The sequence below is a fragment of the Caballeronia sp. LjRoot34 genome (assembly GCF_964253815.1).
In the GTDB taxonomy this organism is placed as follows: Bacteria; Pseudomonadota; Gammaproteobacteria; order Burkholderiales; family Burkholderiaceae; genus Caballeronia.
The window spans coordinates 196,310-217,619 of sequence record NZ_CAXUSB020000001.1 but is presented as its reverse complement, the minus strand read 5'-3'; the positions used below and the strand labels follow the sequence as shown (position 1 = coordinate 217,619).

Annotated in this window: 19 protein-coding genes; 8 read left to right on the top strand and 11 right to left on the bottom strand. The window is 61.5% G+C overall.

What is annotated here, in order from left to right; all coding sequences use genetic code 11:
• The first annotated feature begins 5 nt into the window (after positions 1-5).
• The 4 genes from ACSQ36_RS00985 to ACSQ36_RS00970 all read left to right on the top strand — a co-directional run bounded on the left by ACSQ36_RS00985 (position 6) and on the right by ACSQ36_RS00970 (position 4,890).
• Positions 6-1,103: an AAA family ATPase gene (locus ACSQ36_RS00985; protein ID WP_213764699.1), complete on the top strand. Its 1,098-nt coding sequence runs from the start codon at positions 6-8 to the stop codon at positions 1,101-1,103.
• On the top strand, positions 1,103-1,807 hold the full coding sequence (locus ACSQ36_RS00980) for a DUF4276 family protein (protein ID WP_436180622.1): 705 nt from the start codon (positions 1,103-1,105) through the stop codon (positions 1,805-1,807). The genes ACSQ36_RS00985 and ACSQ36_RS00980 overlap by 1 nt, the downstream gene beginning before the upstream one ends.
• A gap of 7 nt (positions 1,808-1,814) precedes the next feature.
• Entirely contained in the window at positions 1,815-4,532 is a 2,718-nt protein-coding gene (gene metH, locus ACSQ36_RS00975) for a methionine synthase (protein ID WP_436180621.1), read from the top strand.
• Positions 4,533-4,671: 139 nt separating this feature from the next.
• Entirely contained in the window at positions 4,672-4,890 is a 219-nt protein-coding gene (locus ACSQ36_RS00970; protein ID WP_213764696.1) for a hypothetical protein, read from the top strand.
• Positions 4,891-5,050: 160 nt separating this feature from the next.
• Here the strand turns inward: ACSQ36_RS00970 and ACSQ36_RS00965 are convergent, their stop codons facing one another.
• Positions 5,051-5,377, bottom strand: a complete 327-nt coding sequence (locus tag ACSQ36_RS00965; protein WP_089164573.1) for a DUF1840 domain-containing protein — start codon at positions 5,375-5,377, stop codon at positions 5,051-5,053.
• A 443-nt stretch (positions 5,378-5,820) separates the two neighbouring features.
• On the opposite strand from ACSQ36_RS00965, the gene argS reads away from it, so the two are divergent.
• The 4 genes from argS to ACSQ36_RS00945 all read left to right on the top strand — a co-directional run bounded on the left by argS (position 5,821) and on the right by ACSQ36_RS00945 (position 10,218).
• A complete protein-coding gene (argS, locus tag ACSQ36_RS00960) occupies positions 5,821-7,605 on the top strand; it encodes an arginine--tRNA ligase (RefSeq protein ID WP_436180620.1) in 1,785 nt (594 codons plus the stop codon).
• A 204-nt stretch (positions 7,606-7,809) separates the two neighbouring features.
• The gene (locus ACSQ36_RS00955; protein WP_213764694.1) at positions 7,810-8,562 is read left to right on the top strand and encodes an SPOR domain-containing protein; all 753 of its coding nucleotides are present in this window, start codon (positions 7,810-7,812) and stop codon (positions 8,560-8,562) included.
• Positions 8,563-8,750: 188 nt separating this feature from the next.
• Entirely contained in the window at positions 8,751-9,404 is a 654-nt protein-coding gene (locus tag ACSQ36_RS00950) for a thiol:disulfide interchange protein DsbA/DsbL (RefSeq protein WP_436180619.1), read from the top strand.
• A 43-nt stretch (positions 9,405-9,447) separates the two neighbouring features.
• On the top strand, positions 9,448-10,218 hold the full coding sequence (locus ACSQ36_RS00945; protein ID WP_436183059.1) for an SDR family oxidoreductase: 771 nt from the start codon (positions 9,448-9,450) through the stop codon (positions 10,216-10,218).
• A gap of 129 nt (positions 10,219-10,347) precedes the next feature.
• Here the strand turns inward: ACSQ36_RS00945 and ACSQ36_RS00940 are convergent, their stop codons facing one another.
• The 10 genes from ACSQ36_RS00940 to cheA all read right to left on the bottom strand — a co-directional run bounded on the left by ACSQ36_RS00940 (position 10,348) and on the right by cheA (position 21,290).
• Entirely contained in the window at positions 10,348-11,661 is a 1,314-nt protein-coding gene (locus tag ACSQ36_RS00940) for a DUF3443 domain-containing protein (protein ID WP_436180618.1), read from the bottom strand.
• Positions 11,662-11,679: 18 nt separating this feature from the next.
• Positions 11,680-12,207 (bottom strand): DUF2844 domain-containing protein, encoded by a 528-nt coding sequence (locus tag ACSQ36_RS00935; protein WP_436180617.1) that lies wholly within the window; start codon positions 12,205-12,207, stop codon positions 11,680-11,682.
• A 259-nt stretch (positions 12,208-12,466) separates the two neighbouring features.
• Positions 12,467-13,165, bottom strand: a complete 699-nt coding sequence (cheZ, locus tag ACSQ36_RS00930) for a protein phosphatase CheZ (protein WP_436183058.1) — start codon at positions 13,163-13,165, stop codon at positions 12,467-12,469.
• Positions 13,166-13,176: 11 nt separating this feature from the next.
• Complete coding sequence (gene cheY / locus ACSQ36_RS00925; protein ID WP_436180616.1) at positions 13,177-13,572, bottom strand: chemotaxis response regulator CheY; 396 nt, start codon at positions 13,570-13,572, stop codon at positions 13,177-13,179.
• A 92-nt stretch (positions 13,573-13,664) separates the two neighbouring features.
• Complete coding sequence (locus tag ACSQ36_RS00920; RefSeq protein ID WP_213764689.1) at positions 13,665-14,780, bottom strand: protein-glutamate methylesterase/protein-glutamine glutaminase; 1,116 nt, start codon at positions 14,778-14,780, stop codon at positions 13,665-13,667.
• Entirely contained in the window at positions 14,777-15,496 is a 720-nt protein-coding gene (cheD, locus tag ACSQ36_RS00915; protein WP_436180615.1) for a chemoreceptor glutamine deamidase CheD, read from the bottom strand. The genes ACSQ36_RS00920 and cheD overlap by 4 nt, the downstream gene beginning before the upstream one ends.
• A complete protein-coding gene (locus ACSQ36_RS00910) occupies positions 15,493-16,440 on the bottom strand; it encodes a CheR family methyltransferase (RefSeq protein ID WP_436180614.1) in 948 nt (315 codons plus the stop codon). Before ACSQ36_RS00910 ends, cheD begins: the two co-directional genes overlap by 4 nt.
• A 151-nt stretch (positions 16,441-16,591) precedes the next feature.
• The gene (locus ACSQ36_RS00905; protein WP_436180613.1) at positions 16,592-18,409 is read right to left on the bottom strand and encodes a methyl-accepting chemotaxis protein; all 1,818 of its coding nucleotides are present in this window, start codon (positions 18,407-18,409) and stop codon (positions 16,592-16,594) included.
• 44 nt (positions 18,410-18,453) lie between these two features.
• Entirely contained in the window at positions 18,454-18,987 is a 534-nt protein-coding gene (gene cheW / locus ACSQ36_RS00900) for a chemotaxis protein CheW (RefSeq protein WP_346730505.1), read from the bottom strand.
• Positions 18,988-19,043: 56 nt separating this feature from the next.
• Positions 19,044-21,290 carry a chemotaxis protein CheA gene (gene cheA / locus ACSQ36_RS00895; protein WP_436180612.1) on the bottom strand — a complete coding sequence of 749 codons (2,247 nt, stop codon included), beginning with the start codon at positions 21,288-21,290 and terminating at the stop codon, positions 19,044-19,046.
• Between the last annotated feature and the right edge of the window lie 20 nt (positions 21,291-21,310).

The window sequence follows — 21,310 nt, the reverse complement described above, 5'->3', positions numbered from 1 at the left end:
GATCAATGGCCGCCGTCAACAAACTGACGATCACCGGGTACAAGTCGATACGCGAATTGCGTGACTTCGAGTTGCGCAATCTGAACGTGTTGATTGGGGCCAATGGGGCCGGTAAATCGAACTTCATTAGCTTCTTCCGAATGCTGGCAGAGATCGTTGGGCAGCGGTTTCAGTTGTTTTCGCAGGTGGAAGGCGGCCCAGATGCGTTGCTGCGATTCGGCAGGAAGACGACGGCCGGTATATACGCCGGCCTCACGTTTGGAGGACACGGATACAGCTTCACCCTCCGTCCAACTAACGATAAGCGCCTGATTTTTGAACAGGAAGGCGTGCCGGCGGCGGGTCTTACGGCCGACCAAAGCTTGCTTTCCGGGACGTGGCGCCTATTGGGTTCCGGACAATCGGAATCGTTGCTAACTGGGTCAATCGATCCTCGCATGTCAGCGGTTTTGAAAGGCGTTGATAGTTGGCGTGTCTATCACTTCCACGACACCGGCTCAGACGCAAAGGTAAAGCAACAACACGCTCCGTTCGACACTCTCCGCCTTCAAGTCGATGGCGCAAACCTTGCCGCCTACCTCGGTCTTCTGCGGACTTCGTATCCGGACAATTACCGCATGACCGTGGAGACCATCCGACTCGTGGCCCCGTTCTTCGACGATTTCGTTCGAGCCCGCGAAGAAAGCAAAATGGTCCAGCTAGAGTGGCTGGAAAAAGGAAAGCCTGACGTGGTGTTCAATGCCCACGCGCTATCTGACGGCACACTTCGCTTCATCTGCCTGAGCACGCTGTTGCTGCAACCATGGGATTTGATGCCGGACACCATTCTGATCGACGAACCGGAACTCGGTCTGCATCCGTACGCTATCGTCATCCTCGCCGATCTGCTCAAGCGCGCGGCCGAGCGGAAGCAAGTAATCGTCTCCACGCAATCGGTGGAATTGATGAACTTGATGGAGCCCGAGGACATCGTCGTCGTGGACCGGGAAGGCGGCGCGTCGACATTTCACCGTCTCGACGCTGAACACCTCAAAGGTTGGCTGGAAGACTATTCGCTCGGCGAGCTCTGGAATCAGAATGTGCTGGGTGGGAGGCCGTCGTGATGACCCGTTTGTTCATTATCGGCGAAGGTCCGACCGAAGAGGCTTTTGTGAAAGCGGTGCTGGCCCCCGTCCTGCGGTTATCCAACATCCACGCGAAGGCTTTGCTCATAGAAACGTCTCGCGGACACCGCGGTGGCGGGCTCAATCTCGAGCGTACAACACGCGCCGTGAGAAACGCGCTGCAGCAGTATGACGACGCGTATGTAAGCACCATGTTCGATCTCTATGCGCTCCACAAGACTTTTCCAGGCGTCACTGACTCCGTGGGCCTGCAGGCATCCAACCGTGCTGCACGCATCGAACATCTTCTGCATGCCGATATCGTCGCGCGCGTCGGCTGCCGTCCGGAGCGTTTCATCCCGCACATCCAACCGCACGAGTTCGAATCGTTATTGTTCTCGGACATCGGCAAGCTTTGCGATGCGGAACCGGAGTGGGACAAACATCGAGCAGCGCTTTCGAAGGTGCGCGCTGATGTCGCGAACCCAGAATGGATCAACGACTCACCGCACACCGCGCCATCAAAGCGACTAGAAATTCTCCGTCCTCGTTACAGAAAGACAACGCACGGCCCGGCGAGCGCAGTAAGAATCACGCTCGATAAAATTCGCGAACAGTGCCCGCATTTCCGGCAGTGGTTTGAACGACTGCTGCACATCGGCGCGCAGCCGTTGGCCGTCCGACTCCCAGAATCCATAAGCTAAGCCAGCCATGACCGATCACACCATGCGCCTTTCCGGCCTCGAGCCGTTCAACGTCACCAACGGTTCGCTCTTCATCAACGTCGGCGAGCGGACCAACGTGACGGGATCGAAGGCGTTCTCACGCATGATCCTCAACAACCAGTTCGACGAAGCGCTGGCCGTCGCGCGCCAGCAGGTTGAGAACGGTGCGCAGATCATCGACATCAACATGGACGAGGCCATGCTCGATTCGAAAGCGGCCATGGTTCGCTTCCTGAACCTGATCGCGTCCGAGCCGGATATCTCGCGCGTGCCGATCATGATCGACTCGTCCAAGTGGGAAGTGATCGAAGCGGGCCTGAAATGCGTGCAGGGCAAGGCGGTCGTGAACTCGATCTCGCTGAAGGAAGGCGAAGACGCGTTCCGCCATCACGCCACGCTGATTCGACGCTACGGTGCAGCAGCCGTCGTGATGGCCTTCGACGAAGACGGCCAGGCCGATACCTACGAACGCAAGACGCAGATCTGCAAGCGCTCATACGATTTCCTCGTGAACGAAGTGGGTTTCCCGCCGGAAGACATCATCTTCGATCCGAACATTTTCGCAATCGCCACGGGCATCGAAGAACACAACAACTACGCCGTAGACTTCATCAACGCCACGCGCTGGATCAAGGAAAACCTGCCCTACGCGAAGATCAGCGGCGGTGTGTCGAACGTGTCGTTCTCGTTTCGCGGCAACGATCCGGTGCGTGAAGCCATCCACACCGTGTTCCTCTACCACGCGATTTCAGCGGGCATGGACATGGGTATTGTGAACGCGGGTCAGCTCGGCGTGTATCAGGATCTCGATCCCGAGCTACGCGAACGGGTAGAAGACGTAGTGCTGAATCGTCGCGAGGACGGCACGGACCGCTTGCTCGAAATCGCCGATAAATTCAAAACCGGCGCCGCGAAGAAAGAAGAGAACCTCGAATGGCGCAACCAGCCCGTCGATAAACGTCTCGCCCACGCGCTGGTTCACGGCATCACGAACTTCATCGTAGAGGATACCGAAGAAGTCCGGGCGCGTATTGAAGCGGAAGGCGGCCGGCCGATCAACGTGATCGAAGGGCCGTTGATGGACGGCATGAATATCGTCGGCGACCTGTTCGGTGCGGGCAAGATGTTCTTGCCGCAAGTGGTCAAGTCGGCACGCGTGATGAAGCAGGCCGTGGCGCATCTGATCCCGTACATCGAGGAAGAAAAGAAGCGCATGGCCGATGCCGGCGAAGACGTCCGGCCGAAGGGCAAGATCGTGATCGCGACCGTGAAGGGCGACGTCCACGACATCGGCAAGAACATTGTCTCGGTCGTACTCCAGTGCAATAACTTCGAAGTGGTCAACATGGGCGTGATGGTGCCCTGCGCGACCATCCTCGCGATGGCGAAGGAGCAAGGTGCGGACATCATCGGCTTGTCGGGATTGATTACGCCAAGCCTCGAAGAAATGGCCTACGTCGCGTCCGAAATGCAGCGCGACACCTATTTCCGTGACAAGCAAACGCCGCTGCTGATTGGCGGCGCGACGACTTCGCGCGTGCATACGGCCGTGAAGATTGCCCCGCATTACGATGGTCCGGTGGTCTATGTGCCGGACGCGTCACGGTCGGTATCAGTGGCGTCGAGCCTGCTCTCCGACGACGGCGCAAAGAAATATCTCGCCGACCTCAAGACGGACTACGAACGCATTCGCACGCAGCACGCGAACCGCAAGGCGCAGCCCATGGTGACCTACGCCGAAGCGCGCGCCAACAAGACGAAGATCGATTGGGCGAGCTACGAACCGAAAAAACCGACCTTCATCGGACGGCGCATTTTCAAGAACTACGATCTCGCGGAACTGGCGAACTACATCGACTGGGCGCCGTTCTTCCAGACCTGGGATCTGGCTGGCCCGTATCCGGCCATTCTCAACGACGAGATCGTGGGTGAATCGGCGCGCCGCGTTTTCTCCGATGGCAAGTCGATGCTCTCGCGTATCATCCAGGGCCGCTGGTTGCAGGCGAACGGCGTGGTGATGCTGCTGCCGGCGAACACGGTGAACGACGACGACATCGAAATCTATACCGACGATACCCGCACGCAAGTCGCCATGACATGGCGCAATCTGCGCCAGCAAACCGTGCGTCCCATCGTGGATGGCGTGCAGCGTTCCAACCGCTCGCTCGCGGATTTCATCGCGCCGAAGGACTCGGGCGTGGCGGATTACATCGGCATGTTCGCGGTGACGGCGGGCCTGGATATCGACAAGAAAGAGAAGCAGTTCGAAGCCGATAACGACGACTACAGCGCGATCATGCTGAAGGCGCTGGCCGATCGGTTCGCTGAAGCCTTCGCTGAAGCGCTTCACGCACGGGTGCGCCGCGAACTGTGGGGTTACGCGGCCGGCGAAACGCTCGACAACGCCGCCATGATCGAAGAAAAGTATCGGGGAATTCGTCCTGCGCCGGGTTATCCGGCGTGCCCGGATCACCTGGTGAAGCAGGACATGTTCGACGTGCTGCAAGCCAACGAGATCGGCATGACGGTGACGGAATCGCTGGCCATGTTGCCGGCGGCCAGTGTGTCGGGTTTTTACATCGCGCATCCGGAAAGCACGTACTTTTCGGTCGGCAAGATCGCGGACGATCAGGTGGAAAGCTTCGCGCAGCGCATGGCGATTTCGAAGAACGACGCCGAACGCGCGCTGGCACCGTTACTGTAGGCAAATACCGGGAATCACAACGGCACAATATTGGCGAAGTCTATTACGGTTATTTTGGTTTTCCTTACACTCGAAGGGGTGCAAAGGCCGTCATGGCGGCGGTCACGCATTCCTTCAATCGTCACGGAGAAAGTCGAAAATGAGCAAGCTGACGCCTGTCCTCGCCGTTGCTGTCGCTGTGCTGTTCACGTCGGGAAGTCCGGCTGCCTTCGCGCAGGGCAACGCCAAGCCGGGTACGGGCGCAAGCTCGAGCACCGCGTCGAGCTATTCGCCGCCCGTCGTGGAGCACAAGAAGAAACCCCGCAAGCCGCGTGCAAAGAAAGGCTCGAGCGTGCCGGCATCCGGAGCTGCGCAGTAAGCACTGTATGCATCTACGCGTCCGTACGCTCCGTATTCATCGGAACAAAAAAACCCGCATCGGCAACGATGCGGGTTTTTTTTAATGCTGACTTACCGGTGCGCGTCAGGCTCAGCCAGCGAACAAATCCCGCCACATCACCCGAGGCTCAATCCGAGACTCACACGCCCCACAGGATGTCACCCTCGGCCTGATGGGCGAGGCGCATCATGTCGAGGAACGGGTACGCACGCTGCGCCAGACCGACGGGAATCTCGTGCGGTTCATGGCCGGGCTCGCCTTCGTGGAAGTGGCCATCGTGCTCGGCGCGTTCCTGCTTGTCCGTCGCAACAGCCGATTCCAGCTTCTGGATGCATTCAGGGAGTTCTTCATGCGTAATGACGCCGCGCTCGCCAAGCCGCTTACCGATGATGCCAAGCAGGTAATCAGCAAGGTTGTCGAGCATCTGAACGTCTGGTGCAGCTCTGGTTTTAAATGTGATCAGCATGGCAAGGTCCTTTCCCTTTATGTTGGCCTTTTGTGGCTAATGAGCGAGATGCGCCAAGCGTGACAACAGCCCAGGCCACTACACCACACGCCGGCGCATTGTTTTAATTCCTGACTCGCTTTCTCGACTCGACCCTGATTCGACATATTAGCACCTGCTAAAATCCCGATTTAACCGAGCGAATGTTGCCACCGGTTACAAAACCCCGGTTTTGGCGTTATCGCCGCAACCGGCTCCGGCTATGCTTCCAGACGCGCATACGCAGACATGCATTGCGTCCTGACCGAGTGTCGGAAGTCTTCGCCCGCTTCCGGGCGAGCGCAGTGGATTGAAGCAAACAAAGAAACACGCGTCGTATCGGCGTTTGAAGCTCAATCGCACGTTTTTGCCGCGTTCTTCAGCGAGCGCGTGGATCGAAACAATTACCGGATTTAAGAATCAGCATGCTGCCCGCACAAAAACATACACTCGAAACGCTGCTCGCCGACGCGGTCAAGCAGGTCGTACAGGCGTCGCAAGGCGCATCGGAAGCGAGCTTTGTCGCGCCGGTCATCGTCCTGGAGCGCCCGAAAGTCGCGGCGCACGGTGACGTGGCGTCGAACGTGGCCATGCAGATCGCCAAGCCGCTGCGCGCGAATCCGCGCCAACTGGCGCAGCAGATCGTGGATGCGGTGCTCGCTCTGCCGGCAGCGCTGGGCCTGGTCGATGCCGCCGAGGTCGCCGGTCCGGGCTTCATCAACTTGCGGCTGGCGGCAGCGGCGAAACAGGCCGTGGTGCCGGCGGTTATCGCGGAAGGCGCGCGCTACGGCTACAACGCCCGCGACGAAGGCAAACGCGTGCTGATCGAATTCGTTTCGGCCAACCCGACCGGGCCGCTGCATGTGGGCCACGGCCGTCAGGCCACGCTCGGCGACGCATTGGCGAACCTGCTCGGCACGCAAGGCAACGCGGTGCATCGTGAGTTCTACTACAACGACGCCGGCGTGCAGATCGGCAATCTCGCCATGTCCACGCAATTGCGCGCCCGCGGTTTTGCGCCGGGCGACAAGGAGTGGCCGGAGAACGCGTACAACGGCGAGTACATCGCGGATATCGCACGCGACTATCTGGCGGGCGCGACGGTCGCGGCCAAGGATGGCTCCCCGGTGACAGCGAAGGGCGATGTGGACGATATCGACGCTATTCGCGTCTTTTCCGTCGCATATTTGCGCCACGAACAGGATCTGGACCTGACCGCGTTCGGCGTGGACTTCGACCAGTTCTACCTGGAGTCGTCGCTGTATAACGAAGGCCGCGTGCAAGCCACGGTCGACGCGCTGATCGCCGCCGACAAGACCTACGAGCAGGACGGCGCGCTGTGGCTGCGCACGACCGACGACGGCGACGACAAGGACCGCGTGATGCGCAAGTCCGACGGTACGTACACCTACTTCGTGCCGGACGTCGCGTACCACGTGGCGAAGTGGCAGCGCGGCTTCACCAAGGTCATCAACGTGCAGGGCTCGGACCACCACGGCACCATCGCGCGCGTGCGGGCGGGGCTGCAGGGGCTTGGCATCGGCATTCCGAAGGGCTACCCCGACTACGTGCTGCACAAGATGGTCACGGTCATGCGCAACGGCGTGGAAGTGAAGATCTCGAAGCGCGCGGGCAGCTATGTGACGGTGCGCGACCTGATCGAATGGTCGGGCGGCATGACGCCGGGCGAGGAAGTCGCACCGGACCAGATCGATGAAGACACCATTCGCCGCGGCCGCGATGCCGTGCGTTTCTTCCTGATCTCACGCAAGGCCGACACCGAATTCGTCTTCGATATCGATCTGGCGCTCAAGCAGAGCGACGAAAACCCGGTGTATTACGTGCAGTACGCGCATGCTCGGATCTGCACGATCCTCGGCGACTGGAAGACGAAATACGCCGGCAATGCAGCGACGCTGCCGAGCGTCGATCTCTCGCCGCTCTCGAGCGAACGCGCGATGGCGTTGCTGAACAAGCTCGCCGAGTATCCGGACATGCTTTCGCACGCCGCCGACGAACTCGCGCCGCACGCGGTCGCGTTCTACCTGCGCGACCTCGCGGGCGAATTCCACTCGTTCTACAATGCGGAGCGCGTGCTGGTGGAGGAAGATGGCGTGCGCAACGCGCGCATTGCGTTGCTTGCCGCTACGCGGCAGGTGCTCGAAAACGGTCTCGCGCTGATCGGCGTGTCCGCCCCCGTCAAGATGTGATTCCCGCGCCGGGCGTGTCGGGCGTGTCATAGCCCGGCGCATAAAAGCAGCGCGGCGCACGTACGACGGGTGAAGACGGCTGACGACGGGTGCATGACCTGACGCAACACCGGGCAACCTAATACCGCGCAACGCCCAACCACGCTTAAGGCCGCCGTTATAATCGACGGCCATTCAGAAGACTTTTTGCAGGCTATTCATACGATGGCAAAACCACGCAGCACGTCGAAGCAGTCGAAGCAAACCGGGGGCACTTTTCTCGGTATCGTGCTGGGCTTGATTGTCGGCCTTGCAATTGCAGTGATCGTGGCGCTGTACATCACGCGCGCGCCCACGCCGTTCGTCGCGAAGGTCGCGCCGGCTCCAGCCGACGCGGGCTCCACGCCCGCCACGGGCCAGCCGTACGATCCCAACCGGCCGCTACAGGGCAAGACGCCCGGCCAGGCCGTGCCGCAAGCCGCACAGCCCGCGCCGCCGAACACCGCGCCGGGGCAGACGAACAACCAGACGCAGTCGTCGGGCGTGCAGGACGAACCGGAGATCCTGGAAGTGCCGCCATCGGCCGCGAACGGTACGGCCGTTGCGCCGAAGCCAGCTACCGTGCCGCCGGTCGCGAACGCCCCGAGCAGCTCGTCGAGCGCAACGCCTGCGAAAAAGCCGGCTGAGGCACAGGCTTCGTCGACGGCCAAGGTCACGCCGCCCGCACCCGGCGACGCGAACACCGGCTATTTCCTGCAGGTTGGCGCGTACAAGACCCAGGCCGATGCAGAGCAGCAGCGCGCGCGGCTCGGCTTCCAGGGTTTCGAGTCGAAGGTCACGCAACGCGATGCGGGCAACGTCACATATTTCCGCGTACGGATCGGGCCGTTCACGAAGTTCGAGGACATGAACACCGTGCGTCAGCGACTGTCCGACGCAGGCGTGGATACCGCCGTTATCCGCTTCTCGAAGCAGTGAGCATTCAGCAGTAGACCTCGCAGCCCGCGCGGCCTTTCATGCAAGGCTGCCGCGGGTTGATAGCATGGCAGCAGCGGCTGACAGTGGCGCCGCCGGTCGGAACCAGGCCGGCGAGGCCCAGCCGGTTTAAGCCTCCTTTAAGCGTCGTGTGTTCCCCTTTCGCGTCTCCACGCCCTTTCCCGGTCATTATGAAAAAACTCTTCCGCGCCCTCGCTCTCTCCATCGGCCTTGCAGCCGGCACCCTGGGCGCCATGAATGCGGCGCACGCATCGCCGGCAGCGCCTGTCGCGGGCACCGACTACACGGTGCTGCAAACCGCGCAGCCGGTGGACGCGCAGGGCAAGATCGAAGTGATCGAATTCATGTGGTATGGCTGCCCGCACTGCAACGAATTCGACCCGTACCTCGAAGCATGGGTCAAGAAGCAAGGTCCTGATGTCGCCTTCAGGCGCGTGCCGGTTGCCTTCCGCGACGACTTCATCCCGCACTCGAAGATGTATCACGCACTCGACGCACTCGGCCTCGCGGACAAGCTCACGCCCGCCGTGTTCAACGAGATCCACGTGAAGAAGAACTATCTGCTGACGCCGGAAGCGCAGGCTACGTTCCTCGCCACGCAAGGTGTCGACAAGAAGAAGTACATGGACGCGTACAACTCCTTCTCGACACAAAGCGACCTCCAACGCGATAACAAGTTGTTGCAGGACTACAAGATCGACGGCGTGCCGACGATCGCCGTGCAGGGCAAGTACGAAACGGGTCCGGCCACCACGAACAGCCTGCCGGGCACGATTCAGGTCCTCGATTTCCTGGTCAGCCAGGTTCGCGCGAAGAAGATGTAAAGGCGTGAGCGCCGCCATGAAGGACACGCCGGGCAATGGCGTCATGCCCGCCCGGTTGAGAGTTTTCATCACCGGCGCATCCAGCGGGATTGGCCTCGCGCTCGCCGAGGAATATCTCCGGCGCGGCGCGGTGCTTGGTCTCGTTGCCCGTCGTGGCGACACTCTCGCGGCATTCGCCGCACGCTTTCCCTCCCATTCCATCTCGATCTATCCCGCCGACGTCCGCGATGCCGCCGCGCTTGGCCACGCCGCGGCGCAGTTCTGTACGCAGCATGGCGGCGCCGATGTGGTGATCGCCAACGCCGGCGTCAGCCGCGGCGCGCTGACCGGTCATGGCGATCTCGATACCTTTCGCGACGTGATGGATATCAACTACTTCGGGATGATCGCGACGTTTGAGCCATTCGTCGCCCGCATGGTCGAGGAACGGCGCGGAACGCTGGTTGGGATAGCGAGCGTGGCGGGTATCCGCGGATTGCCGGGTTCGGGCGCGTACAGCGCATCGAAATCGGCGGCGCTGAAGTATCTCGAAGCGCTGCGGGTGGAGATGCGGCCGAAAGGGGTGTCGGTGGTGACTATCGCGCCGGGTTATATCCGCACCGCGATGACCGAGCACAATCCGTATCCGATGCCCTTCCTGATGGACGCCGACGTATTCGCCATCAAGACCGCCGATGCAATCGCGGGGAAGAAGAGGTTTGCGACGTTTCCATGGCAGATGCGTGTTGCTGGCGCGATGCTCCACGTGGTGCCGCGTTGGCTGTATGACCGCTTGCTGGAGAAGGCGCCGAGGAAGCCACGCGCAGCGGAATGATCGTTTGGAACCGTATGCGTGCGAAGGCAAAAACCGCTTCCGCGAAAAACAAAGCCCGGCGCAAAAACCCGCCGGGCTTTGTTGCTTTTCGTCGTCGCCTTTGAGTCTATCGAACGGAACTAAACGCGCTTAAAACCCCACGTACGGCGTATTTCCGTTGGTGTTAAAGCCGAAATAGACATATCGTCCGAAGAAAAACGGCAGGCCGAAGTCGAACAGCGTCGGGAATGAACCAATGCTCCCGGCCAGTCCGTTAAGCGCGTAGTTCGTGCCGCTGGCCGCCAGCGTCTGCGCGTTCAAGACCGTGAAGTTCACCGTGCCCGTTACTCCATTCAGCCCGGTAACAGTTGCACTGAGCGCCTGCGAATTGGCCGGACAGTAGAAGTCCGTAAACGTGGACGTACAGGCCGTCAATGAGCTGTCGGTGAAGAACAGGCCGTTCGAACCCGAATCGACAATGGTCGTAACCGCCGCGCCCTTATAGGTTCCAACCAGGTTGCCAAAGTCCGTCGAAAGATACCGCGTCGCGCCAGTCAACGCATTATTGCTCTGCGTGCCAATACCGAATACCAACGTGCCGGTCACCGACGCCGCGGACGTCGCCACCGGCGGCAATTGCACGATCACGCCGTTGTTGTCCACCGCGAACTTCGTCACCGGATTCACCACCTGCTGGGCAACCGGCACGGCAATGGCCGAGCAGTTTGTCCCGCTCGGGCACGAGTAGTAGTTGCTGGTTGCGGCGTTCGTACAGGCCGCACCGCAATCGGTCGCCGCCACGCCCACGCCAAGAATCCCGTTCGCGCCCAGTTGCCGCGAGCTGTTCTCGTTGCTGCCGTTGATACAGCCATTGAGCGGCACCGTGGAATCAGGCAGATCGCCCACAACCTGGATCGGAATGCCGCTCGCGGTTTCGCCGCCAATCTTCACGTCGGCGGTGCGCACGGTGCCCCATGTGAAGCCATCGGCGAATTGCGTGCATTCCGCCAGTTGACCATTGCTCGTCGACTGGGCCACCGGCAAGCTGCCGACAATCTGCGCCGCCGCGTCGCTTGCCAAACGCAAGCCGTACGAACCGGTATCGAGCTGGATGTTGTTGATGGTCTGGCACGTGTTCGTGCCGGGCGCGCACACCGTCACCGTTACGTTCGGGATATTGACGAAGTTTTGTGCACCGGGTCCCACGGTGATAGGCACCGTGTTGGACGCCGTCGACGCGATCGGCTGAGCGTTGGGCGTGCCGCTGGAGCCACTACCACTGCCACCGCCATCGGCGCCGCCGCTGCCACCACCGCTACTGCCGCCGCTGCCGACGGAACTGCTGCCTGAATCGCCGCCCCCGCCACCGCAGGCAGCGAGTAACACCGACACGCTCAGCACGGCGAGCCAGCGGAGCAGGCCCGAAAGCAGGGTCGGCTTGGACGAGGAAATCGTCGGACGCATAGTAGAAGTCTCCGTCCGTTATTGGATGTCGCTGGGGCTGACGCCCGCTGGCAAGGACTGCGGCAGGTAGGCGTGCCCGGCGAATGCGCCCATGTGGCCGCCGGAGCGGACCACCAGCGCGCTGCCTGCCACGCTGACCGGCCCGCGGCCGCCACCGTTGGCACGCTGGTTCTGGATGCCTTGCACGTATTGAGGGAAATAGCTGCCGAGCAAGGTCGGAAGATCGGGAATTCTTGGACCTTGCCACGCAATGCCAAACACCACGCCATCCGCGCCGACATACTCGTTCACCACCGTCCCGACGGCGAGCGTCGTGGTACGCACGGTGTAAGAACTGGCCGATGCACCCGCTGCGGAAGCAACCGCCGAGACCGCCGCACGCGCCACGGCGTTATTGACGGTGGCGCCGGCGGGCGGTGTCATCGGCGCGCCGCCAAGCACGGCATAAGCCGGCGATACAGCCAGCAAGCTCAATGTCAGCCCTGCCGCCAGGCTGGCGAGCGCAGTAACGCGTCGCGAGCCCAATGAAATGATCGAAGTGTTCACTCCGCCTCCCCTGTTTCGATTATCTCAATATTCGGTATTTTGCCTTTTGCAACGTTCGCGCCACAAAAGCCAAAAGAAAGCACTACCAGTATGCCAGTCGAATGAGTCGGAACCGGGAAAACGACGCTTCGTACAAACGCGTACGGTCGAGCGCCGATAAATGACTTTCAGGGGGTAACGCCGCAGGCAACGGCTCGACGCGGGCAAGTGCGTGCACCTGCGCAGCGCGAAGGCCGCGCGCGTCGAGTGGTCCGTATTGTCAGAAGCCGAGACTGGCGAGCAGATCGTCGACTTGAGTCTGGTCCTGGACTATGTCCGTGCGGCCTTCCGGATTGATCTGCGGACCGTTCAGCAAGGTTTCCGACGAGCCCGTGGGGCTCGACGCGGCCAGCGCCGCCGCCTGTGCCGCAAATTGTTCACGCCGCTCGGGCGCGATGTTCTCCAGCAGCACGCTGAGCAATTGCTGCTCGATCACGTACACCACGTCGGTAATCTTCTTGATCACCTGGCCGGTCAGATCCTGGAAATCCTGCGCGAGCATGATTTCGAGTAACTGCGTATTGGTCGCGACCGTGTGCACCGGCACTTGCTGCAAAAAGCCCCGGGTGTCCGCCAGCAAAGTCTTCACGTCCGCGTTCTCGAGCGGCGCGCCATACCATTGCTCCCAGCGGGTATCGAGCGCCTGTGCGTCGCGCTGCATGGTCTCCTGCAGCGGCTTCGCCAACTCGATGGCGTTCAGTGCGCGCTCGGCAGCCTGCTCCGTCATCGTCGCGACGTACTTCAGGCGGTCGCGCGCGTCCGGCACCATCTCGGCGGCGGCTTCCACTTGTTTGTCGAGGCCGAGTTCACGCATGGAATCGCGCAGGGTCCGCGTCAACTGGCCGATGCGCGCCAGGATGCGGTCGCTCGATGCATCGCCTTCCTGCTCGATATCGATGAGCGTCTCGTGGTTCGTCATTTCGTTCACGGTCAGCTCCCGGCCTTAGCCATCTTTTCGAGGATCTTCTGCAGCTTCTCGTCGAGGGTCGCAGCCGTGAACGGCTTGACCACGTATCCGCTCGCGCCGGCCTGCGCCGCGGCGATGATGTTTTCCTTCTTCGATTCCGCCGTCACCATCAACACAGGCAGATGGGCAAGCGTGTTGTCGGCACGGATCTGCTTGAGCATTTCCAGGCCATCGAGATTCGGCATGTTCCAGTCGGAGATGACGAAATCGAAGCCGCCGCCGCGCAGGCGCGAGAGACCGGCCGCGCCGTCTTCCGCTTCATCGACGTTGGAGAAACCCAGCTCTTTCAGCAGGTTTCGCACAATACGACGCATCGTAGGAAAGTCGTCGACGATCAAAATCTTCATGTTCTTGTCCATCTTCACTGCTCCTTGTATTCCTGTGTTTTCTTCAAGCGGCGCATCACGCCGCGTTTCTATCCGAATTCTTTCGGCGAGGCTGTTGGCGACGACTAAACGCGCTGCGCACGTTCACCCATTGAATTGAGCCGCGCCATCACGCGCCGGGTCATTTCCGCCAACGGCGCGATCTCGCTCACCCCGCCCGTTGCGATAGCCTCGCGCGGCATGCCGAACACCACGCAGCTCGCTTCGTCCTGCGCGAAGGTGTACGCGCCGGCTTGCTGCATCTCCAGCATGCCCTGCGCGCCGTCGCGGCCCATGCCGGTCAGGATCACGCCGAGCGCGTTCTTGCCGGCGTTCTGCGCGGCGGACCGGAACAGCACGTCAACGGAAGGACGGTGGCGGTTGACCGGTGGGGCGTCGGAGAGATGCGCCACATAGTTAGCACCGCTACGCACAAGCACCAGATGCGAGTCGCCGGGTGCGATGTACGCATGGCCCGGCAGCACGCGTTCGCCATGCTCGGCTTCTTTCACCGCAATCCGGCAGAGGCCGTTCAGGCGCTGGGCAAAGGACTTCGTGAAGCCCGGCGGCATGTGCTGCGCGATCATCACGCCGGGCGCGTCGGGCGGCAGCGGCACCAACAGTTCGCGGATCGCTTCGGTGCCGCCCGTCGATGCCCCGACGATGATCAGCTTCTCCGTACTCACCAGCGGATTGTTCAGGTTCGGCGTCGGTTTCGCCGCAGCCACCGCGCCGCTTGAACCGGGCGCCGCGTGCACGACGTGAGGCGTCTGCCGCACTCGTGCGCGTGCGGCCGCGCGGATTTTATCGGCGAGCTTTTCGGAATACTCGAGCATGCCGTCGCGAATGCCCACGCGCGGTTTCGTCACGAAATCCACCGCGCCGAGTTCCAGCGCGCGCAGCGTGATTTCCGAGCCACGCTCCGTCAGCGACGACACCATCACCACCGGCATCGGCCGAAGCCGCATCAGCTTTTCGAGGAAATCGAGACCGTCCATGCGCGGCATTTCGACGTCGAGCGTCAATACGTCGGGGTTATGCTGCTTGATGAGCTCGCGCGCCACCAGCGGATCAGGCGCGGTTGCGCACACGTGCATATCGGGCTGAGAGTTGATGATCTCGGTCATCAGGCTGCGCACCAGCGCTGAATCGTCAACGCACAGCACACTGATTTTTGGTTCCGTGCTCCGGGCCGTTGTCATGCTTCCTCCACCGTCTTCGTGCGGACGGTTCGCTGCAGGCCGGCTGCGGCACCGAATAATTCGATGCGGGGTTTATCGGGTGTTGTCGTTTTGGGTCGACTGAACAACTCGACACGCGCACGCGCTTTTGCAAGCCGTTCGCTGCGTGCTTCGGGTGTTTGCCGCGCGAGCGCCCGCTCGCGTTCGACCACGCTCGGGTCTTGTTGCGTGATGAGTTTCTTGACCATTGCCTGACCGGTGCGCGGCATGAACGCGACCTTGCGCGGATACATGCCTTGCAGATCCTCGGCCACGATGCGAATCTTTTCCAGCGCAAGATATCGGCGGACGAATTCCGAATTACGATCGCCGATATTGATCGTCGTCATGCCCGCCAGCACTGCGCCGCCGCCGAACACTTTCGCTTCGAAGCGCTCGCGCCGGCCACCGCGCTTGATCATCTCGTTGATCAGCACTTCCATGGCGTAGGCGCCGTAACGCATGGAATCCGAGCTGGATTGCGACGCGTCGGAACCGTCGTCGGGAAGCATGAAATGATTCATCCCGCCAATGCCGGCCGAGCGATCGTGAATGCATGCCGCCACGCATGAACCGAGCACCGTGACGAGCACCATATCCTCGCTCGTCATGTAGAACTCGTTCGGCAACAGCTTCACGCCCGGGAGCTTGAAATGGTTGTCGAAGTAAAGGTTCGATGCGATCGGCAAGCCGCTCATGCCAGCTCCCCGGCAAGCGTCTTGCCCGCTTTCTTCGCGGCTGCCGCGGCCGTTGCCGCCGCCACAGCGTCACGCGACAACCCGTACACCGTCTGGCCGCGCAGCTTGAACGCCTGCGTCACGTAGGTGAAATTCTCCGAGTGCCCGGCGAACAATAAACCGCCCGACTTCATCAGTGGCTCGAAGCGTGCGAGCACTTGCGCCTGCGTGGGTTTATCGAAGTAGATCATCACGTTGCGGCAGAAGATCGCGTCGAACTGGCCCGGCAGCGCGTACTTCGCGTCCGTCAGATTCAGTTGCTCGAACTTCACCAGCGCGCGTACTTCCGGGCGAATCTTCACCATGCCGGCGTGCGCGCCCGTGCCCTTCAGGAAAAAACGCTTCAGGCGTTCGGCCCCGAGTGTTTTCACCGAATCGAGCGAATAGACGCCCGCGTCGGCCTTCTGCAAGACCTGGCTGTCAATGTCCGTCCCAATCACTGTGCAATGGCGCGCGGCGGCGTCGCCGAGTGTTTCCATCAACGTCATGGCGATGGAATACGGCTCCTCTCCCGTCGATGCCGCCGAGCACCACACCGAGAACGGTTGCGGACGGCTTTTCGCGAACGTGGCGAGGATCGGGAAATGATGCGATTCGCGGAAGAACGCAGTCAGGTTCGTGGTCAGCGCGTTGGTGAACGCTTCCCACTCGTCGCTATCCGGCTGTGCTTCAAGACGATCGAGATACAGGCGGAATGTATCGATATTGCAGGCGCGCAGACGTCGCGCGAGACGGCTGTAAGCCATGTCGCGTTTATGTTCGGACAGCGAAATCCCGGCGCGCCGGTGAATCAGCTCGCGAATACGGCCGAAATCGGCACTGGTGAATTCGAAGTCGCGCTCCACTTCCGAACCGTTTCGGGTCCGGTCGCGGAGGGGTTCGACGCTCGGGCGCGTTGCCATCATCTAGCCTTTGTTCTGCTGGAACGTGCATCGGCTGCATCCCGTACGGGCGTTGCACCGCATTTCTTCGACAACCACACGGCCCGGCGCGCTTCAGTGAAACGCCCGTCGAGGAGCGCGATGCAATGGGCCTGCATGGTCGTCTGACACTGCCTTAAAAAGTTTCCCAGTCGCCGGACGCGACAACTGCGGGCTTCGTGGCGGGCGCTTTCGCGACCGGTTTTGCCGCGGCTGCCGGTGCCGAAGCGTTGCCTGAACCATTGACCAAAGCGGCCGGCGCCGGTGAGGCGATAAGCTTATTAACGGCGCGATTACCCGCGACGTTAGGCCGCGCGGCAACTTTAATCGCCGGGCTTGCGTGCGCCCGGGTCGTGACTTTCGGTTCAAGTCGCGCGCGCGGGTCGCTGGAAGGCCCGTCGCTGCTGACCTGCCAATGGCTAACCACGTCCTTCAGCTTGCGTGTCTGCTCTTCAAGCGACGCCGCTGCGGCCGCCGCTTGTTCAACCAGCGCCGCGTTCTGCTGCGTGACTTCGTCCATCTGCCCGACGGCGCGGCTCACCTGTTCAATGCCTTGCGACTGCTCGTCCGACGCGGCGCTGATCTCGCCCATGATGTCGGTGACGCGGCGCACGGCCTGCACGATTTCGTCCATCGTCTCGCCGGCGCGCGCAACCAGCACGGAGCCGCTTTCGACCTTCGCGGTGGAGTCGCCGATCAGCGACTTGATCTCTTTCGCCGCCGCCGCGCTGCGTTGCGCGAGACTGCGCACTTCGCCTGCCACGACGGCAAAACCGCGCCCTTCCTCTCCCGCCCGGGCCGCTTCCACGGCCGCGTTCAGCGCGAGAATATTGGTCTGGAACGCGATGCCTTCAATCACGCCGATGATGTCGACCACCTTGCTGGAACTCGATGAAATCGCGCTCATGGTGTCCACGACCTGCTCTACCACCTGACCGCCGCGCGACGCGATATCCGACGCATTGACGGCCAGTTGCGACGCCTGGCGAGCATTCTCGGCGTTCTGCTTCACGGTGCTGGTGAGCTGCTCCATGCTCGACGCCGTTTCCTGCAGCGACGCCGCCTGCTCTTCCGTACGCTGGGAGAGATCCGTGTTGCCGCTCGCAATTTCCCGCGCCCCGACATCGATGGATTCCGCGCCGTGATGCACCGATCCAACCATCGTGGTCAGGTTCGTTCGCATCCGTTCAATGCCCGCAAACAACCGGCCGATCTCGTGGGTCTTGTCCGTATGCGCGGACTGGGTCAGATCGCCTTTAGCGATGCGCTCGAAGTGATCGATAGCGTCGTTGATCGGTTGCACGATCATGCGGCCCAGCGCGACGCGCGTGCCGATCAGCGTCAGCACGGCCAGCACCATCACGCCGACGATCACCTCGATCAGCAACGTAATGCTCGCCGCCGCGTCGCTGCGCAACTGCTCGGCGTGCTTCTGCGTTAAACCGACCGTGACAGCCGTGGCCGCGTCGAAAGCGATGAACATCGGGCTGATCTTCGTGTCGGCAATGGCGTGATACGCGGCCATGTCGCCGGCGCGCATCGCCGCGAACTCCGGTTCAACGCCTTCGTGCATCAGCGTGTCGTGTTTCGCCACGATGTCGTCGAGCGTAGCTTGCGGCAGCATCGGCTTGGGCGTGGACACGAAAAGCTTCCAGCTCTCGTTCGAGTTATCGAGCAGGAACTGCCCGCGATCGAGCGCCTTCTTGGCTTCATCGGCGTTGTTCGCCTCAGTCAGAGAACGCACGCGGTCGAGCGCCACGCGTGAGCGCAGCAGGTTCGACGAGGCGTCGTTGAGTGCGCGCATGGACACCATGTCGCTGTCCGCCAGCAAGGAAAGCGAATTGCCCGCTGAGCGCAAACCGTTCAGCGACAACGCGCTCACCACTGCTGCAAACCCGACGAACAGCAGACCCACGAGCGTCAGCGTGGTACGAATCGACCAGTTCTTAAGCATGTCTTCTTCCCGACCAGCGTGTTGGTAGCCAACGATATAAAGACTCAGGCGGTCACGGCGACGGAGTCGATCAACTCCATCTCCTTGCTCGTCATCAACTTTTCGATATCCATCAGGATCAGCATCCGGCCATCGACGGTACCGAGCCCCGTCAGATATTCGGTGGTGAGCGTGGCGCCGAATTCCGGCGCAGGCATGACCTGGTCGGCTTGCAGCGTGAGCACGTCGGACACGCCGTCGACCACCATGCCGACCACGCGATGCGCAACGTTGAGAATGATCACGACCGTCTGGTTGTCATACTCCACGCGACCGAGATTGAACTTGATGCGCATGTCGACGATCGGCACGATAATGCCGCGCAAATTGATCACGCCCTTGATGAACGCGGGTGCGTTCGCAATGCGCGTGACGTTGTCGTAGCCGCGAATTTCCTGCACCTTCAGGATGTCGATGCCGTACTCTTCCGCGCCCAGCGTGAAGACGAGGAACTCCTGTCCTGCCGCTTCAGCCTGGCTGACACGTTGAACGTCACGGCGCTGTGCCGCGGAAGTAATCGATTGGATGTCTGCTGCCACATTAGCCTCCAAAAATTGGTTAGGTATTCCGACTATCTGATTAGTGCACTAGCGCATTAGTGAGTTAACGCGCCGTGCGCCGAGCGGTTTTCACGGTTCAGCGCCGCTACGTCGACGATCAGTGCGACGCGGCCGTCGCCCAGGATGGTCGCGGCAGAAATGCCGTGCACCTTGCGGTAATTCGTTTCCAGGTTCTTCACCACTACCTGTTGCTGGCCGACCAGTTCATCGATCAGCATGGCAAAGCGACGCCCTTCCGACTGGATGATCGTGATGATTCCCTGCGTGGGTTCGGTGCGCGCATCGGTCACTTCAAAGACCTGATGCAGCGCGACCAGCGGCAGATATTCGCCGCGCACGCGTACCACGCGCTCGCCGCCGGCGACCGTGTAGATATCGTCGGCAACGGGTTGCAGCGACTCCATGACGAAGTTCAGCGGCAGGATGAAAATCTCGCTGCCCACCTTCACCGACATGCCGTCGAGAATCGCGAGCGTCAGCGGCAATACGATCTTCGTGGTGGTGCCCTTGCCCTCACGCGACTGGATCTCCACGTGACCGCCCATCGCCTGGATGTTGCGTTTCACCACGTCCATGCCGACGCCGCGGCCGGAGATGTCCGTGACCTGCTCGGCGGTGGAAAAGCCCGGCATGAAAATCAGTTGCCAGACTTCGTCGTCGGACATTTGCTCGCTGACCTGCATGCCTTGCTTGAGCGCCTTCGCCAAAATCTTGTCGCGGCGCAGGCCGGCGCCGTCATCGCTGACTTCGATCACAATGTTGCCGCCGTGATGCGCCGCCGACAGCACCAGTTGTCCCGTCGCCGCTTTACCCGCTGTACGCCGCGCTTCCACGGTTTCGATGCCATGGTCGAGCGAGTTGCGCACCAGGTGCGTCAGCGGATCGATGATGCGTTCGATCAGGCTCTTGTCCAGCTCGGTCGCCTGGCCGAACGTGACGAGTTCCACTTCCTTGCCGAGCTTCGCGGCGAGATCGCGCACGAGGCGCGGGAAGCGGCTGAAGACGTAGTCCATCGGCATCATGCGGATGGACATCACCGCTTCCTGCAGATCGCGCGCATTGCGTTCGAGCTGCGCCATGCCGTTGAACAGGCGGTCGTGCAATGCCGGGTCGAAGGTACTCGTGGTTTCGGCCAGCATTGCCTGCGTGATCACCAGTTCGCCGACGAGGTTGATCAGTTGATCGACCTTCTCCACGCCCACGCGGATGGAGCTGCCTTCCGCAGCGGCGGGCGCGGCTGCCGCGCGCGTTTTCTTGTCGCCCTCGGGTGCTTTCGGCGCTTCGGGCGCTTCTGTCACCGCAGCGATTGCAGGTGTCTTGTTGCGGGACTCGGCGGCGACCGCCACCGGTTCCGTCTTCTCAGATGCGGGTGCTTCAGTTGCCACCTCATTCAACTTTTCCAGATCTTCCTGCTCTGCAGCAGCTTGCGACCCACTAGCAGGCGCCGCGTCCGCTGCATTGCCGCGGCTGACCGCGATCTGCGCTTCATCGATCACGAAACAGCACACGGCGACGATATCGTCGGCGGACACATCCGAGTCGAGCCACAACGTCAAATCGCTGCCCGACTTCTTTTCTCCGACAACATTCCCCAGGTTTCCAAGCTCCTCAGTCAGCAGAGCCTGGTCCTTCTCCCCTACCCCCCGCAATGTAATTTTCAGGTGAGGACCGTCTTGCCCGGCATCATGGCTTGCGTCCGGCGTCGCCGGAAATTCTGCCCACTCGCCGTCTTCCTCGACCGCCTCATTCGCTTGCTCGACCACATGCGGCGGCGGCTCGTTCGGCCCGAGCGCCAGCGCGACTTGCGCGAGATCCTGGGCAATTGCGGCGGCTTCGGCGAACGACGGCTCCGGCTGCGCAACTTCAGCGGCGGCGATTACACCGTCAGCCGGATCGTTATCCCGCAGGTATTCGAGCTTCGCGCAGATCGCCTTGGCGGCCGCTGCGTCCGGCTCAGCACTGGCGCGATATGCGTTGAGCTGATCCGACAGCACGTCCTTGGTTTCGAGGAACGTATCGATCATGTCGCGACGCAGGACCAGCTCGTTATTGCGCGCCCGGTCGAGCAACGACTCAAGGATGTGCGTCGTCTCGGTCAGCGCCGAAAAACCGAACGTGGCCGCGCCGCCCTTGATGGAATGCGCCGCGCGAAAAATCGCGCCGAGATCCTCGGGATCGGGATTCGCCAGATCCAGCGCGAGCAGCAACCGCTCCATATCCGCGAGCAATTCGTCGGCTTCGTCGAAGAATGTTTGATAGAACTGCGTAATGTCGAGTGTCATGCCTGGGTCACCACCGGATG